General features: G+C 39.5%; 15 protein-coding genes. 7 read left to right on the top strand and 8 right to left on the bottom strand.

The features are described from left to right. Positions 1 to 107: 107 nt before the first annotated feature. The 7 genes from CSB87_RS17180 to CSB87_RS17210 form a co-directional block, all read right to left on the bottom strand. Positions 108 to 701, bottom strand: coding sequence for an RDD family protein (locus CSB87_RS17180; protein ID WP_004887718.1), 594 nt, complete (start codon positions 699 to 701; stop codon positions 108 to 110). 236 nt (positions 702 to 937) lie between these two features. Next, positions 938 to 2110, bottom strand: a complete 1173-nt coding sequence (locus CSB87_RS17185; RefSeq protein WP_009501077.1) for an MFS transporter — start codon at positions 2108 to 2110, stop codon at positions 938 to 940. 64 nt (positions 2111 to 2174) lie between these two features. Beyond that, positions 2175 to 3017, bottom strand: coding sequence for an IclR family transcriptional regulator (locus tag CSB87_RS17190; protein ID WP_000081482.1), 843 nt, complete (start codon positions 3015 to 3017; stop codon positions 2175 to 2177). A 109-nt stretch (positions 3018 to 3126) separates the two neighbouring features. Next, positions 3127 to 4332 (bottom strand): 3-oxoadipyl-CoA thiolase, encoded by a 1206-nt coding sequence (locus CSB87_RS17195; protein ID WP_000930801.1) that lies wholly within the window; start codon positions 4330 to 4332, stop codon positions 3127 to 3129. 14 nt (positions 4333 to 4346) lie between these two features. Further along, positions 4347 to 5870 carry a 3-hydroxyacyl-CoA dehydrogenase gene (locus CSB87_RS17200; RefSeq protein WP_004887715.1) on the bottom strand — a complete coding sequence of 508 codons (1524 nt, stop codon included), beginning with the start codon at positions 5868 to 5870 and terminating at the stop codon, positions 4347 to 4349. A gap of 61 nt (positions 5871 to 5931) precedes the next feature. After that, complete coding sequence (locus CSB87_RS17205) at positions 5932 to 6693, bottom strand: SDR family oxidoreductase (RefSeq protein ID WP_002048283.1); 762 nt, start codon at positions 6691 to 6693, stop codon at positions 5932 to 5934. Between the two features lie 29 nt (positions 6694 to 6722). Then, positions 6723 to 7511 carry an enoyl-CoA hydratase gene (locus tag CSB87_RS17210; RefSeq protein WP_004887713.1) on the bottom strand — a complete coding sequence of 263 codons (789 nt, stop codon included), beginning with the start codon at positions 7509 to 7511 and terminating at the stop codon, positions 6723 to 6725. 312 nt (positions 7512 to 7823) lie between these two features. Here CSB87_RS17210 and CSB87_RS17215 point away from each other — a divergent pair, with 312 nt between their 5' ends. Genes CSB87_RS17215 through CSB87_RS17240 form a run of 6 tightly spaced genes read left to right on the top strand, consistent with a single transcriptional unit; the run spans position 7824 to position 14279 of the window. Further along, positions 7824 to 8978 carry an acyl-CoA dehydrogenase family protein gene (locus tag CSB87_RS17215; protein WP_000617392.1) on the top strand — a complete coding sequence of 385 codons (1155 nt, stop codon included), beginning with the start codon at positions 7824 to 7826 and terminating at the stop codon, positions 8976 to 8978. 58 nt (positions 8979 to 9036) lie between these two features. Next, positions 9037 to 10320: an MFS transporter gene (locus tag CSB87_RS17220; protein WP_009501086.1), complete on the top strand. Its 1284-nt coding sequence runs from the start codon at positions 9037 to 9039 to the stop codon at positions 10318 to 10320. A gap of 47 nt (positions 10321 to 10367) precedes the next feature. Then, entirely contained in the window at positions 10368 to 11036 is a 669-nt protein-coding gene (locus tag CSB87_RS17225) for a 3-oxoacid CoA-transferase subunit A (protein WP_002048307.1), read from the top strand. After that, complete coding sequence (locus tag CSB87_RS17230; RefSeq protein WP_000116037.1) at positions 11036 to 11689, top strand: 3-oxoacid CoA-transferase subunit B; 654 nt, start codon at positions 11036 to 11038, stop codon at positions 11687 to 11689. Before CSB87_RS17225 ends, CSB87_RS17230 begins: the two co-directional genes overlap by 1 nt. A gap of 37 nt (positions 11690 to 11726) precedes the next feature. Continuing rightward, the gene (gene dcaP / locus CSB87_RS17235; RefSeq protein ID WP_004887709.1) at positions 11727 to 13043 is read left to right on the top strand and encodes an outer membrane trimeric porin-like protein DcaP; all 1317 of its coding nucleotides are present in this window, start codon (positions 11727 to 11729) and stop codon (positions 13041 to 13043) included. Positions 13044 to 13061: 18 nt separating this feature from the next. Beyond that, positions 13062 to 14279, top strand: a complete 1218-nt coding sequence (locus CSB87_RS17240) for an MFS transporter (RefSeq protein ID WP_006581459.1) — start codon at positions 13062 to 13064, stop codon at positions 14277 to 14279. A 20-nt stretch (positions 14280 to 14299) separates the two neighbouring features. Here the strand turns inward: CSB87_RS17240 and CSB87_RS17245 are convergent, their stop codons facing one another. Then, on the bottom strand, positions 14300 to 14749 hold the full coding sequence (locus CSB87_RS17245) for a PaaI family thioesterase (RefSeq protein WP_079377081.1): 450 nt from the start codon (positions 14747 to 14749) through the stop codon (positions 14300 to 14302). Positions 14750 to 15052: 303 nt separating this feature from the next. On the opposite strand from CSB87_RS17245, the gene CSB87_RS17250 reads away from it, so the two are divergent. Then, the gene (locus tag CSB87_RS17250; RefSeq protein WP_004887706.1) at positions 15053 to 16855 is read left to right on the top strand and encodes an acyl-CoA dehydrogenase C-terminal domain-containing protein; all 1803 of its coding nucleotides are present in this window, start codon (positions 15053 to 15055) and stop codon (positions 16853 to 16855) included. Positions 16856 to 16881 lie beyond the last annotated feature (26 nt).

Raw genomic sequence — 16881 nt, forward strand, 5'->3', positions numbered from 1 at the left:
TATATTAATCTTAATAATAGAGCAAGATTTCTTTGTAGTAAGTAATATAGTGATCTAAATTTAATAATAGATTAAATTTAGATCATTATATAGAACACCCTCTTATATTAGTTTTTTGAATATTGTTTTTTAATTACAATAGTTCCAGCAATAAAGTCATGAATAGCTCTTTTTCTCTTATTAAAAAGTAAAACAATAAACTCACTCCAAGTCCATAATTCACTTGCTGAGTTAACTATACTGTACCAAGCTGGATAAAAAAGTAGAATATATTTTGCTTGATCAATTTTCCCTGCATTTAGGTATATTTCAGGATCAGCATAGCTTAATGCGATTAATTCGGATATAACCGTAATAATACAAAAAACAATATCAACTGAAGATCTTAACACAGCTTGTATAAGAGTGATTTTACTACCATCGGGACGTGTAATTTTTATTCCAACCACCATTTTTCCTATCGTTGCACCAAATCGATAGTGAAAGTAAATTATATAAGTAATCGCGAAGAGAGCTGCAATAACTACAGTGATCATTGAAATAATTATAGATATATTTTGAGTAAAATAACCTATTATCATCAAAGGTATCATCACTAGCATATCAATAATGCCAGCACTAAGACGTTTCCAAAAACCAGCATAGACTGTTTCATTATCTATTTTGATTGGTAAGAAAAATATTTCTTTTTTGTTGAACATACACTTAATTATTAAAAATTTAATATTGGTAATGGTATGTTAAATAATTAATCTAAGCAATTTATTATTATTTTTTTGTTGGTTATAAATATTAAAATAAGAAAAATTTACTCGTTTTAAAAAGTGAATATTAAGTTTGTTAGTTGCATTATCAAAGAGGCAGAAGACATTATTCGTGGACGTTTATTAGGGCTTTTATAACGAACTATTAGCCTACTTTGAGATCAGCACAAGTTTTAATTGTGCTGATTTTTTGCATCACGCACACAATAATAAAGACATAGAATGGCAAAAATTAAGCCCAAAATACAGACACCTTTCCATCCGAAGTGTTTCCAAGCGTAGCTTCCCGCCGTTGTGCCTAAAGCGCCGCCAGCAAAGTAACCTGTCATATAAATGGCATTAAACCGTGAACGTAATTCTTGATTAAGTTTAAATACAATACTTTGGTTGGTGACATGTACCGCAGAAAGAGAAGCGTAGAGAATAAGTAAGGCAATAATATAAAAAGCGAAATGGTAGGGTAAAAGTGAAAAAAGTATCCAACTTAAAATCAGCCCAATGCCGCAATAAATCGAAATTTTATGGATATAGCCTTGGTCAATAAATTTGCCTGAGAAATTGGCAACGAAAGTTCCTAACACGCCAACAAAACCGAAAAGGCCAATGGTAAAGTCACTAAAATAATAAGGTGCCGGAGCCAGAAGCAACGACATGGTGGTAAAGGTTAAACTCACACAAGCAAATGTAAAACCACCAATATAAGTTCTGGTTCTTAAACGTGGATTTTGAATAAAAATCTTTGGTAAAGAACGAATGGTTTTTACATAGTTTTCAGATTTGGTGGGTGGGAATAACCCAATATTACGATGCAAAATAATGGCAATGATGAGTAATAGAAAGCCACTAACCAGATAAATAATATTCCACGCAAAAAGTGTAGACATCAGCCCAGAAAGGGAACGGGCGAGTAAAACACCCATCATCAGCCCACTCAGTAAAAAGCCAACAACACGGCCACTTTGTTGAATCGGAACCAGACTTGCAGCAAGCGGTAATAAAAGTTGGGCTGCGCTGGAAAATAAACCGGTAATAACAGTGCCAAGCAGTAAAAGATAAATATTGTGTGAAAAGCCACTAATAATTAATCCGCTTGAAGCTAGTAACATAAAGATAAATAGCAGCTTGCGCTTTTCTAATATGTCACCCAACGGCATTAAAAAGAGTAAGCCACAGGCATAGGTGATTTGGGCTAGAGTGGGCACCCATGCTGTAGTGGTTTCAGTTAAATTTAAGCTTAGACTAATTGAATGAATAAGTGGCTGACTAAAATAATTTCCACCTGTACAAATGCCTGCAGCAATCGCCATTAGAATAATGGTTGGGGTATAGAGTGCGTTTTTCATCATGCCTATCGTCATAATGAAAGTGGAACTTTAATCAACACAACCATAACTGTTTTAAGTACGATTGTTAGTGCGTTTCATTCAAAGCATCTTGAATATTGTGCACCATGTGGATTAAACGTGGTCCAATTTCACCTTCAAGTTTTTCCGGATTTAGATGAAAACTTGGCGCACCACAGTTAAAAACATAAAGACCGTGTTTAGAGCTAACCAAAGGTACAGCCACTGAGTTTACTTCTTTATGCCACTCACCCAAAGACAAACAATATCCATAATCTTGATAATCACGGAAAGCTCGTTCTAATGAGCGTTTGATGGCTGGCCAGTTTTCTGGATTTTTTTGTTTCAATGCATCAAGTAGAAAGTTGCGCTCACGTTCAGGAGTCGCAGCCAAGCATGCTCGTCCCATAGAACTGCTATGCAGTGGTAAAGTCGAACCAATTGGACGGCGCATATTTAAGGCTGTTTCAATTTGCACAACATCGATATACACCATATTTAAGCGATCACGCGTTGCCATCGCTACGGGCGCTTGAACATACTGACTCATCTCTTCCATATATTGATGAGCAATATTACGAATCGAGATGTTAGATAAAGCTGCATATCCTAAGGATAAGACACCAATATCTAATGTGTATTTGGTCGAGTTAGGTAATTGTTTTAAATAACCTAATGACACAAGGGTATTGGTAATACGTGCAATGGTCGGTTTAGGTAAACCTGTCATTTTTGCTAATTCTTGGTTACCAAGCACCTGATTATTTGCAGAAAAGCATCTTAAAAGTTCTAAGCCGCGTGCTAAAGAAGCAATAAACTGCGGGTTATTTTCCCGATGTATATGCGAAATAGGATCTAAACGTATCTCATCAAAATTTATTGGTTTTTCAGTTTCCGTGTTTTGAGACATTCGATCCTCAAATATAATTAAAGCAATAGTTTTGCCATTATATTTCGCTCTGCAAAATAAATCCATTCATCACTGCGCTGTTGTGATGAATGGATATCTGGTTCAATGGTTATGAAACGTTTTCAATCACCATTGCAAGACCTTGGCCTACACCAATACATAGGCTCACCACGGCATATTTCTTCTTACGGCGAATTAACTCGCGCGCTACTGTTAACGCAAGACGAGCACCTGAAGCACCAAGTGGATGACCAACTGCAATTGCACCACCGTTCGGGTTCACACGTGGGTCATTAAAATCAACATTTAAGCCTTTTAAACAAGATAAAACCTGTGAAGCAAAGGCTTCATTAATTTCGATAATATCCATGTCATCTAAAGTAAGGCCAGCACGCGCAACAGCTTTTTTAATCGCTTCGATCGGGCCAGCACCCATAATGCGTGGCTCAATACCGGCTGCCGCAGCGGACAAGATTTTTGCCATTGGTTTTAGGCCATATTTTTGACCTGCCGCTTCTGAACCAATCAAAAGTGCTGCTGCACCATCATTAATACCTGAGGCATTACCCGCAGTAACTACGCCACCTTCAAAGAGTGGTTTTAACTTTGTAAGTGCTTCAACAGTTGAGCTTGGGCGAGGGTGTTCATCTTCAGAAACGAGCTTAGGTGGCAATTTTTTGCCTTGGAAAACCTCAATTGGCGTAATTTCATCGGCAAAGAAACCTTCTTCTTTGGCTTTTTGATATTTGGCTTGTGATTGGGCTGCAAATAAGTCAGCTTGTTCACGGCTAATACCAAACTCGGCTGCAACGTTATCGCCCGTTTCAGGCATTGAATGACCGCCGTACTGCGCAATAATTTTTTTATTTGGAAAGCGAGAGCCAATCGTGGTGTCATAAATTTTTGCATCACGGCTATAAGCGCTTTCCGCTTTACCCATCACAAACGGTGCACGTGACATACTTTCTACACCACCTGCAATATACAGTTCACCCTCACCACAAGTAATAGCGCGTGCTGAGTCAATCACAGCACCTAAACCACTAGCACATAGGCGGTTTACTGTCTGGCCTGGTACAGTGACAGGTAGGCCTGCAAGTAATAGTGCATTTCGTGCCACATTACGACTATCTTCACCCGCTTGGTTGGTGTCGCCTAAAATCACATCTTCAATATCCGCGCCTGGTACACCTGTTTTTTCTAGTAGTTTTTGAATGACAGTTGCGGCCAAATCATCAGGACGAATTGAGGCAAGTTCACCTGCATGACGGCCAAATGGACTACGTAAACCATCATAGATATATGCATTTAACATTGAGAAATTCCTTTTCAAGACTCGTGAGTAAAAGTAAGAGGTAAATGAAGTGCGACACGACGCTGTAACCACGGGCTAGGGCGGTAACGCGGGTCATGGGTAAGTGCTGTTATACGGTTCAGAATAAGTAAGACTTTTTCGCTACCGACTTGATCGCCCCATTCAATTGGTCCAAATGGATAGCCTAAGCCAAGACGTACAGCCGCATTAATATCATCTACTGTGGCAATATTTTGCTGGGCAATATCGCAGCCTAAATTAATGACCATGGCTAAAACACGCTGCGCAACAAAGCCAATACTTTCATTAATCATACTGACCATATTTCCATCTAGATTGAAAATAGAGTGAGCCGCTTGTCGGTATTCAGATTTAGTAATGAGTGATGGCATTAAGGTGCGATGTTTTGCAATGCCATAAAGCATGTCTATCGCAACAGTATGCTTTGGATTAACTCCTAGGCGAGTAGCTGCTTGAGTTGTATCTTCACCATAACAAGCGAGTAAACATAAGCTATCTGTTTGCGGTTCAGAATTGGTGTCTAGGGCAATATTTTGCTGAGTTAAATAATCTTCGAGTTGTTTTTTATCGTCCAAGAAATCGGCAGCGATCCAAACTTTTGGATATTGTGCTAAACGCTCTACCAATTTGGCTGGTTGTTCACCTGTTTTTGAACCGGTTTCATAGTTATAAAAACCTTGATTAACCTTACGTCCAAGTTGCTTGGCATCTAGCATTTGCTTGGTCAGCGGGCTTGGTTTGTAGCGGGCTTCTTCATAGTACTGGTGATAAATCGACTCCATCACAGGATGCGAAACATCAAGGCCAGTTAAATCCATTAATTCAAATGGCCCCATTCTAAAACCAACGCCGTCACGTAAAATTCGGTCAATTTCACTAATATCACAGACATTCTCGTTTAAAATTTTGAGCGCTTCAGTTCCATAAGCACGGCCCGCATGGTTAATAATAAATCCAGGGGTGTCCTTTGCTACAACAGGGCGATGACCAAATGCACGAGACAGATCGTTTAAAGCATCAATAATAAGTGGATCTGTTTTTAAACCACGAATGACTTCAACCACTTTCATGAGTGGAACTGGGTTAAAAAAGTGATAACCCACAACACGCTCAGGCTTCTTGCAATTTGCCGCAATGGCTGTAATAGAGAGAGAAGAAGTGTTTGAGGCTAAAATAGTAGTATCCGAAACAATGTCTTCAAGCTGTTGCATCAAGCTTTGTTTAATATCGAGACGTTCAACAATTGCTTCTACAATGAGGTCACAATTTTTTAAATCTTCAATTTGATGGGCAACAATTAAATGGTTATTTGCCGCTGTTGCTTGCTCAGGCGTAATCTTATTTTTTTCGACTAACTTTTGAAATGTAGCAGCCAGTTTTTCTTTGGCCTGTTCTGCGGCGCCTGCTTTGGCATCATATAAATAAGTGGTATGACCTGACTGCGCAGCAATTTGAGCAATACCACTGCCCATGACACCTACACCAATCACAGCCATGCTTTTAATATCATAAGTCATGTCGATCATCCTGATGATTAATCTATATTTGAAATTAAATGGAAAAATAAGGTTGGGTGATTTAGCTTAAGCATTGTTTATCACCATCAATGGGTAAGATTTGCCCTGAAATTGAGCGACCACTATCTGACGCTAAAAATAGGCATAAATCTGCAATATGCTTTGGATTGACAAAATATTTGAGCGACTGATTTTTCAGTGCGTTTTGAGTCACTTCTTCCAGTGATGTATGGGCTACATCGGCACGGGCCTGTAATACGCGCTGAACCCGATCACCATCTACCGCTCCAGGAAGAATAGCGTTAACCCGAATGTTATCTGCACCGAGTTCCATAGAAAGCGTTTTGGTAAAACCGATCAACCCCCATTTTGAAGTGGAATAGGCCAGTCGATATGGATAGCCTAAGCGGCCGGCAATAGACGACATATTAATAATCACGCCTGCCTGTGCTTGCTTTAAATAGGGAATGGCTAACTGGGTAATTAAAAAAGTGCTATTCAGGTTTAAATTAATAACTGTATTCCAGTCTTCAAAACTTAACTCATCTGCTGCAACGGTCGGGCCTGAGATGCCTGTGTTATTGACTAAAATATCAATACCGCCAAGTTTATGAATGGCTTGACTAAACATGAGTTTAATTTGTTCATGGTCGGCTAAATCACAGGTATATATGTGTAGCTTTGGATAATCTTGTTGAAATTGTTCTAAGCTTTTAGCATTGATATCACAAACAAAAACTTCATCCTGATTGTTTAAAAATGCCTCGGCAATGCATCGTCCTATCCCTGAACCACCTGCACTAATTAATACTTTTCTGGCCATTTTCATTCCTTTGTTATTATGGTTTTAAATTATTTACCTTGATACGACGGCTTACGCTTTTCGATAAAAGCTTGAACGCCTTCATTTTTATCTTCGGTAGAAAATAACAACTGGAATGCTTTTCGTTCTAGAGTTAAGCCTGCATTTAATGGAACATCTTCGCTCATTAGTGCAACTTCTTTAATTTGTTGCATGGCAATAGGAGGCATTTTTGCGAGGCTTTGTGCCATTTGGATTGCAGTTGGAATAGTTTGGTCGTCTTCTGTGACTTGTGAAACAAGACCAATCAAATAAGCTTCTTCGGCTTTCACCATGGCACCTGTCATAATCATGCGCATAGCATGGAATTTACCCACAGCACGGAATAATCGTTGTGTACCACCAGCACCTGGCATTAGACCGACTTTAATTTCCGGCTGGCCAAAGGTTGCGCCTTTACCTGCAATAATAATGTCAGCATGCATTGCAAGTTCGCAGCCACCACCTAATGCATAACCATTTACAGCAGCAATCACGGGTTTAGGGCATTGGGCAATTGCATTCCAATAACGTTCGGTATGACGCAATAACATTTCTGTGGAAGTTGCGGTTGCCATTTCTTTTAAATCTGCACCTGCGGCAAAGACTTCTTCACCACCTGTGAGCACAACCGCATTGATCTCATCGTTAAAACTTAACTCGGTAAAAGCTTGTGCTAGTTGTTTGCGAACTTCACTGTTTAAAGCATTTTTTGCTTCTGGGCGGTTAATTTTAACAACTGCTATTTTTTGAATAGAAAAGTCGACTTCTACGAAATTATTCCCTGTTGACACACTCATTTTTGAATTCCTTGTTTCGCATATCAAAACTATATTCCTTTTATGATGCTTATTTTGGAATTTATTTCAAGTCTTATTTCTCTTAATAGCGTAGGTATCATCTTTTAAAATAGATAAGTTATTGATATTGCGTAATGGTCTAAATTTAAATTTCGTTAAACGAAATTAATTTTCAAAAAAGCTTGAAATTTGTATTTTTGTTCTCGTACTATGAAACACATCCGCACTAAACAAGATTTAAAAGCATGGTATCCAGACCAGCTGGAAATGGCTGATGGATACGATGGAAATATATAAAAAGGGAGATCAAAGATGATCCGTGATGAAGGGATGTTGGAGCAGTTACTTTCAACAATTCGAGATTTTGTAAAAAATGAATTGATCCCTCGTGAAAACGAAGTGGTAGAGAAAGACAAAATTCCAGATGACATTGTGCAGCAAATGCGTGAGCTAGGTTTGTTCGGCCTCACAATTCCCGAAGAATATGGTGGCCTAGGCATCACCATGGAAGAAGAAGTCAGAGTTGCATTTGAACTTGGACAAACTTCACCGGCTTTCCGTTCTTTAATTGGAACCAATAACGGTATTGGCTCAAGTGCAATTTTGATTGATGGTACAGAAGAGCAAAAGCAGAAATATTTACCACGTTACGCAAGTGGCGAAATTATTGGTTCATTTTGTTTAACCGAGCCTGAGTCTGGTTCTGATGCTGCCTCTTTAAAAACCAGTGCGGTAAAAGATGGTGACTTTTATGTGTTAAACGGTACCAAGCGTTTTATTACTAATGCACCCCATGCTGCAACCTTTACCGTAATGGCTCGAACGAATCCTGAAATTAAAGGGTCGGGAGGTATTTCAGCTTTTTTAGTCGAAGCGAATACACCAGGTATTACCTTGGGCAAAATTGACCAAAAAATGGGTCAAAAGGGTTCACACACCTGTGATGTAATTTTTGAAAATTGCCGTGTACCTGCTTCTGCATTGATTGGTGGGGTAGAAGGTGTCGGTTTTAAAACGGCCATGAAAGTGCTGGATAAAGGACGGTTGCACATTGGTGCCTATAGCGTGGGTGTCGCCGAACGCATGTTAAACGACGCATTGCACTATGCGATTGAGCGTAAACAGTTTGGTCAACCTATTGCGAACTTCCAGCTTATTCAAGCCATGCTTGCCGACTCAAAAGCCGAAATATATGCCGCTAAATGTATGGTCTTAGATGCAGCTCGCCGCCGTGATAATGGCGAAAACATTAGTACGGAAGCCTCTTGCGCAAAAATGTTTGCGACCGAAATGTGTGGCCGCGTTGCTGACCGCTGTGTACAGATTCATGGTGGCGCAGGCTATATCAGTGAATATGCCATTGAACGTTTTTATCGTGATGTACGTTTGTTCCGTTTATATGAAGGAACGACGCAAGTTCAACAACTTATTATTGCCAAAAACATGATTAGGGAAGCTACAGCCTAATAAAAAATCAAATGCCATGAGGCATGGGATGCCTCATGTTCCTTCTGAGGATATGGACATGACAACAAAGACTGTTACAGAGAATATGAATAGCACTGAAGCTATTCAAACGCCCAAAAAGATTTGGATTACTGCATTTATATTCGCTTTTTTTACACTTTTATGTGATGGGGCAGATTTAGGTTTTTTGGCATTAAGCCTCACTAGTCTTAAAACAGAATTTCATTTAACTGGTGTGCAAGCTGGAACATTAGGAAGCCTGACTCTATTTGGCTCGGCCGTGGGTGGACTCATTGGTGGTTGGGCATGTGACCGTTTTGGTCGGGTTCGTATTATTGTTTTCTTTATTGCTTATTCTTCAGTTTTAACCTGTGCGCTAGGCTTTACACACTCTTATATGCAATTTGCAGTTTTAAGAACTTTTGGAGCGATGGGTTTAGGTGCACTTTATATTGCCTGTAATATTTTAATGTCAGAAATGGTTCCGACCAAACATCGTTCTACCGTTTTAGCAACGCTGATGACAGGTTATACCTTAGGTTCTTTATTAGCGACATTACTAGCAGGACACATTATTCCTGAACACGGCTGGCGTTTCCTTTACTGGATTGCAATTGCGCCTGTGGTGTTATCAATTTTGATGCACATATGTGTACCTGAACCTGAGTCATGGAAAAAAGCGCGTCAATTAAAAGCGTTAAAAATAGCTCAAAGTAGCCAACCTAAAAAACGTCAAAATCCATATCTTGAGATTTTAAGAGATAAAAAACATGGCACCATGTTTGTACTTTGGATTATTAGTACTGGTGCACTACAGTTTGGTTATTACGGCGTAAGTAACTGGTTACCGGCTTATTTAGAGTCTGATCTAGGCATCAAGTTTAAAGAAATGGCCATGTATATGGTCGGTACTTTCCTGATTATGATGTTCGCCAAAGTAATTGCAGGAATTGTTGCCGATAAATTAGGACGCCGCGCTGTATTCGCTTTTGGAACCATTGGTACAGCCTTATTTATTCCAGTCATTGTTTACTTAAATACACCAACCAACATTTTATGGATGATGCTGTTTTTCGGTTTCCTTTACGGTATTCCATATGCAATTAATGCCACCTATATGACAGAAAGCTTCCCGACTTCTATTCGAGGTTCGGCAGTGGGCGGTGCTTATAACATTGGCAAAGTACTTTCAATTTTTTCTCCATTAACAATTGGTTATCTATCGCAAAACGGTTCTATTGGCTTAGGACTTTTGGTAATGGCTGCGGCTTATTTTATCTGCGGGGTAATTCCATTGTTATTTATTAAAGACCGACTATTTAACCCGCAAAAGGCAGAGTGACAGATTTATCTGTCACCTTAAATTAAGGATGAAAAGGGACAAGTGAGATGATAAATAAAATCACCAGTGACATTGAACCGATTTTAAAAGCTATTCCTGATGGAGCAACCATCATGACAGGCGGGTTTGGTGTGACGGGGCAACCTGCTGAATTAATTGAAGCCTTAATCGATTTAGGAAAAAAAGAACTCACCATTGTAAACAATAATGCAGCTTCGGGTGACCGTGGTCTAACCAAGCTGATTATTGCCGGTTGTGTCAAAAAAATGATTAGCTCATTTCCGAAATCTGCAGGATCAACCGTTTTTCAAGACTTATATAGAGCGGGAAAAATTGAGTTAGAACTGGTACCGCAAGGTAATTTGGCATGTCGTATTCAAGCCGCAGGGGCAGGTTTGGGTGCTATTTTTACTCCGACTGGTTATGGCACTAAAATTGCCGAAGGCAAAGAAACCCGAACCATTAATGGTAAAAACTATGTGCTTGAATATCCACTGGAAGCTGACTTTGCACTGATTTATGCCGATAAAGCCGACCGCTGGGGCAATTTAACTTACCGCAAAGCGGCTCGCAATTTTGGACCAATTATGGCAAAAGCCGCCAAGACCACGATTGTTCAAGTGAATGACACCGTAGAGCTAGGAACGCTTGACCCAGAGTGCATTATTACACCGGGAATTTTTGTTCAGCACGTTGTAAAAGTAGGAGATATCTAATGTCAGTTCAAAAGCGTTCTCGTGAAGATATTGCCAAACTCATTGCCAATGACATTCCGGAAGGTTCTTATGTCAATTTAGGCATTGGCTTACCGACCAACGTTGCTAAATTCTTGCCAAAAGACAAAGAAATTTTTTTACATTCGGAAAATGGTGTTTTGGCTTTTGGCCCACCACCACAACCGGGTGAGGAAGATGAAGATCTGGTAAATGCCGGAAAAGAACTTGTCACTTTATTAGATGGTGGATGTTTTATGCATCATGGTGACTCATTTGACATTATGCGTGGCGGCCATCTGGACATTTGCGTGATTGGTGCATTCCAAGTTGCGGTCAATGGAGACTTGGCAAACTGGCATACCGGTAAAGCAGATGATGTACCTGCAGTTGGCGGTGCTATGGATTTGGCAGTTGGTGCAAAAACGATTTATGTCTATATGGAGCATGTCACTAAAAAAGGTGAGCCCAAAATTGTAAAAGAACTGAGTTATCCAATAACGGGTGAGCAGTGTGTAAACCGTATTTACACCGATTTATGCATTATTGAACTCAAGGACCAAAAAGCTTACGTCAAGGAAATGGTAGACGGCTTAACTTTTGATGAATTACAGGCAGTTACTGACTGTGAACTAATTGATGCACGTGTAGCCTAAATACACACGGAAAAAACGCTTCTTTAAGGATTAAAAGATGAAAAAATTAATTTTAGCTGCAGCTTGCGCTGCGGCTTCAGGGACTATTTTTGCAAATTCTTCAGATACCACAGAACAAAGAATTAATTTACTAGAAACCGAGCTGCAAAAATTAAAAGCAGAACTTGCTGCTCAGAAACAAACTCAAAATAATTTACAGGTCAAACAGGTTAAGATCGAAGAGAACATTGAAAAAACTAAAGCAACGGTAACAGAAAAGCCTGTTGCTCCTTCATGGGTGACTTGGACGGATAACGTTAAGGTTTATGGTATTGCCCGTATTGATGCAGCGGTTGATTTTAAGTCATCACCAGACTCGGGCGGTAGAACGACCAGCAGTCTGTACCGAACACCTTTTGAAAGTGAAAAACGTTCGAATCATGCGCGTTCGGATGCCATGATTAATGCAAGCCGACTCGGTGTTTATTTTAATAGCCCAAATAAAGCGGTTACAGGAAATATCGAAGCCGATTTCTTTGATAGCTCTAACATGGGAACGGGGGATGGTAAATTCCGTATCCGTCATGCATTTTTTACCTATAAAGACTGGACCTTTGGTCAAACATGGTCACTCATGTCTAACATGGAAACCCGTACAGAAGCTGTTGATTACACCCAATTTGTGGGAACTTCCTATACGCGTACTCCTCAAATTCGCTATGACTGGAAAATCGACGCCAATAATGATTTAAAAGTAGCTTTGGAATATACAGGTTCGAGAGTCTCGGCATTGCCATCTTTAACGGGGCGCTATACTTTTAAACAAGGTCCTTTAACTGCTCTTGCGCAAGGTTTTATCAATGAAAAATCCGCAGATGTCGCCACTGCCACAGTGAAGAAAGTAAGTTGGGGTGCAGGAGGCGGCTTAAAATATCAACTCACGCCACAACAATCGCTACAAGCAAATTATCAATATATTGTCGGTGATCAAAAATTTATGCCGTATACCACCCAAAGTGGTTTGGCAAATTCAACAAGTTTAAATGCTGCGGGTGATTTTTCTTTAAACGAAGATAAAACAGATTTGGTGATGAATAAGTTGAATAGCGTCAATATTGGCTATTCATATAAATTTAATGAGCAATGGCGTGCGAACTTATCGGCTTCAATGTTTGATTATGATGACGACACGGCTTATGCCAAACTTAACCCCGATGCTAATAAACGCTTAACGGACTATGCTGCTAACGTCTTTTATTCTCCAATTGAGCAAATGGATATTGGGATGGAATATCACCAAGGCAAACGTGAAGTGTTCGATGGCCGAACCGCTGATGTGTCACGCATAAACTTTGTATCAATGTATAAATTCTAAAATAGGGCGTAATTAAAAATGGAAAAAATAGTTGAGCCCAATGCAGAAAATATACTGTCAAAAAGCTTTATTTTTATCATGGCAATGACATGTGGAATTTGTGCGGGTTCAAACTATTATAACCAGCCCTTAATCTATTCCATTGCAGAAGCATTAAAAGTCAATGCCGATCAGGTCGCTTTAACTATTGTGATTAGCCAGCTGTCATATGCAGTTGGCCTTTTTATATTAGTTCCCTTAGGCGACTTTTTTGAAAAGCGTAGTTATATTTGCCTGCTCATGTGTTGTACGGGGCTTGCACAAGTAGGGCTATCCTTAAGTCAAACCTTGCCAGCTTTATATGGCTTTACCTTTTTAGCTACATTCTTTTCGATTGCGACTCAAGTTTTAGTTCCTTTTGCCGCGGGTTTAGCCAGCCCGAAAAAAAGCCCTCAAGTTGTAGGGACTCTCATGAGTGGTTTGTTCTTGGGAATATTATTGGCACGTTCTATTGCAGGCTTACTTTCTACAGTTTGGTCTTGGCATGCGGTTTATTTAATTAGCGGAATTGTCATTTTGGTGTTTGCTTGGGTAATGTGGGTAAAGTTACCAGTGGCGCGAAAATCCCATCAACTCAATATTCTACAGATTTATGGTTCGCTATTTTCATTAGCTGTTCATCAGCCTCATTTACTACGCCGTGGTTTGGCAGGGGGAATTGGCTTTGGAATTTTGGCTCTCATTTTTACCACCATGACTTTTATTTTGGCGAATGAGCCTTATCACTTTAACGATTTCCAGATTGGTTTATTTGGTATTGTTGGCTTGGCTGGCGTATTTGCGACCCCATGGGCAGGCAAGAAAATTGCAGCAGGCCTTGAAAATAGGATTGCATTGGTTTGTATGGCACTATTAATGAGTGCATGGATACCACTATTTTTTGCACAGCAGTCTTTGGTTGCCTACGCTGTTGGCGTGATTATGGCGTATTTTGGTTTGTCAGCATTTCATGTACTCAACCAAAATCTGGTCTACCGGATTTCGGCCGAGGCACGTTCCCGTATTAATTCAATTTATATGACTTTATATTTTGGTGGAGCCGCCTTAGGTTCTTTTATTGCGGTGTATGCTTGGAAACACTGGGGATGGGAAGCATGTGCTGCTTTAGGTTTAGCAATGGCAATAACAAGTTTCGTGATTGATCGCTTAGATTTTTATGAAATGGGTAAGATTACCAAGCAAGAAAAAGCTCCATAAACAGGAGCTTTAAAATTTTATTATTTGCGAATAATCATTAAGGTTGCCGAGGCAAAAGCATACACTTTGCCGTTCTCATCTACGATTTTTCCTTCGGTACTTATAATATTACGGCCCGCATTAATCAATTCGGCTGTCGCATAGTAAGACGTATCAACTTGCATGGGGCGGATCATTTTTACATTTAAATCAATGGTTCCATAGCCGACGCCATGTTCGAGCAATGTATGAGCTGCACTGCCAGTAGCTGTATCTAAAGCTGTGGCGCAAAAGCCGCCGTGTACACCGCCTTGAATATTTCTATGTTCTTTGCGAGGGGTAACTTTATAAGTTGCTTTACCTTTGGATACTTCAACGAGTTCCATTGGTATGGTGTGAGCCATAGGTGATGGAGAAACTTCACCATTTTTTAAAGCGGTTAAAAACTCAAGACCTGTGTATTTCGGGCTTTCCATGAATCGTCCTTGGATGATTAAGCAATCTAATCACCATACTATAAATTGAATTTTTACGGAATAAAATTTTGCAATACAAAATTTAAATTTATTTTGATTATGTAATGCTAATTACTTTTTATTCTGTATTTGTATTTTAAAACATGTATTTATGTTTTATATCCATTTATGAGTTACGATAATTTTATTAATTTAGTGAAAATATATTTTGCTATAAGAAATTTTTTGATATTTTGGTGAGATTGAAACAATAAAAGTCCATTTCAAGGAAAAACGATATCTGCCCATGACACAGGCAGAGAGGTGAAAGGAAAAACTATGCCTTTATACAAAGCTCCATTACGCGATATGCAATTTGTACTGCATGAAATGCTTCAAACAGAACAGAACTATCAAGGTTTAAGCAAATATCAGGAAAGCGTAAATCGAGAATTAATTGATCAATACTTAGAGGCAGCAGCAGATTTTTGTGAAAATGAATTAGCGCCCATAAATCAAAATGGCGATCAAGAAGGCTGTCATTTAAATCAAGGTGTGGTGACAACCCCTAAAGGTTTTAAAGAAGCCTACCAAAAATATGCCGAGCTTGGGTTTACTTCATTAACCGCCGATCCGGAATATGGTGGGCAAGGCTTACCAACATTACTGCGGATTGCGATTTCTGAAATGTTATGTGGTTCTAATTGGGCTTGGGCAATGTATCCGGGATTGTCTCATGGCGCAATGAGAACAATTGAGCACCATGGTACCGAGCAACAAAAACAGAAGTTTTTGACTAAACTTATTAGTGGTGTCTGGACCGGAACCATGTGTTTAACCGAGTCACATGCGGGTTCGGACCTTGGTTTAATTAGAACTAAAGCAGAACCAAATTCGGACGGTAGTTACTCGATTACAGGCGAAAAGATTTTTATTTCGGCGGGTGAACATGATCTTTCTGAAAATATTATTCATATTGTTTTAGCCCGTTTGCCTCAAGCACCTGCAGGGACTAAAGGTATTTCTTTATTTATTGTGCCTAAATTTAATGTGAGTGATGATGGTCAGGTGCTGGACCGTAATAAAGTCGTTTGTAGTGCGATTGAACATAAAATGGGGATTCATGGAAATGCGACCTGTGTACTGAATTTTGATGGTGCCAAAGGTTATTTAATTGGTCCTGAAAATCGTGGGCTCAATTGTATGTTTACTTTTATGAATACCGCACGTATTGGAACAGCCGTACAAGGGCTTGCTGCTTCTGAAATCTCATTTCAAGGCGCGTTAAGTTATGCTAAAGAGCGTCTCGCTATGCGTTCGTTATCTGGTCCTAAATATCCTGAGAAAAATGCCGATCCAATTATTGTGCATCCCGCTGTGCGTTCAATGTTAATGACACAAAAAGCTTTTTCTGAAGGTGGTCGTGCACTGGCTTATTTTCTGGCTCAGCATGTCGATATTGTGGAAAGCTCAAACGATCAGGAACAGCAAAAACACTCCGATGAATTATTGGCTTTTTTAACACCCATTGCTAAGGCCTTTTTAACAGAGTCGGGTAATGAGTCTGCAAAGCATGGTGTTCAAGTATTTGGTGGACATGGCTTTATTGTTGAGCATGGCATGGAGCAAATTGTACGTGATGCACGTATCTCGACATTGTATGAAGGTACAACTGAGATTCAGTCTTTAGATCTGCTGGCACGTAAAGTCCTCAAGTCGGAAGGCAAACTTCTAAAGAACATGACCGATTTAATTGATCAGTTTATTAGTCAGCACCAATCAAATGAAGTCTTGAAACCTTATTTAGAAAAATTAGCTGAGCTTAAGCAGCAATGGCTGTCACTGACCAAATCTATTGCAGAGAAAGCCAAACACAACCCAGAAGAAATAGGGGCTGCTTCAGTAGATTATCTTTATTTTTCTAGTTACGTCGTGTTCGCTTATTTGTGGGCTCGAATGGCACAAGTTGCCCATGAAAAATTAGCATCGGGTACACAAGAAGAAGCTTTTTATAAAGCAAAATTAACGACAGCTAAGTTTTTCTATCAAAAGCTTTTGCATCGTACACAGAGTTATGCCGCTTCTATTGAGTCTGGAGCTGATACTGTGATGGAGCTCGATCAAGATGCTTTTGCATTTTAATGAATCGTAATATCTAGAATCATTGG

The sequence above is a fragment of the Acinetobacter sp. AR_0276 genome, assembly GCF_003000705.1.
In the GTDB taxonomy this organism is placed as follows: Bacteria; Pseudomonadota; Gammaproteobacteria; order Pseudomonadales; family Moraxellaceae; genus Acinetobacter; species Acinetobacter nosocomialis.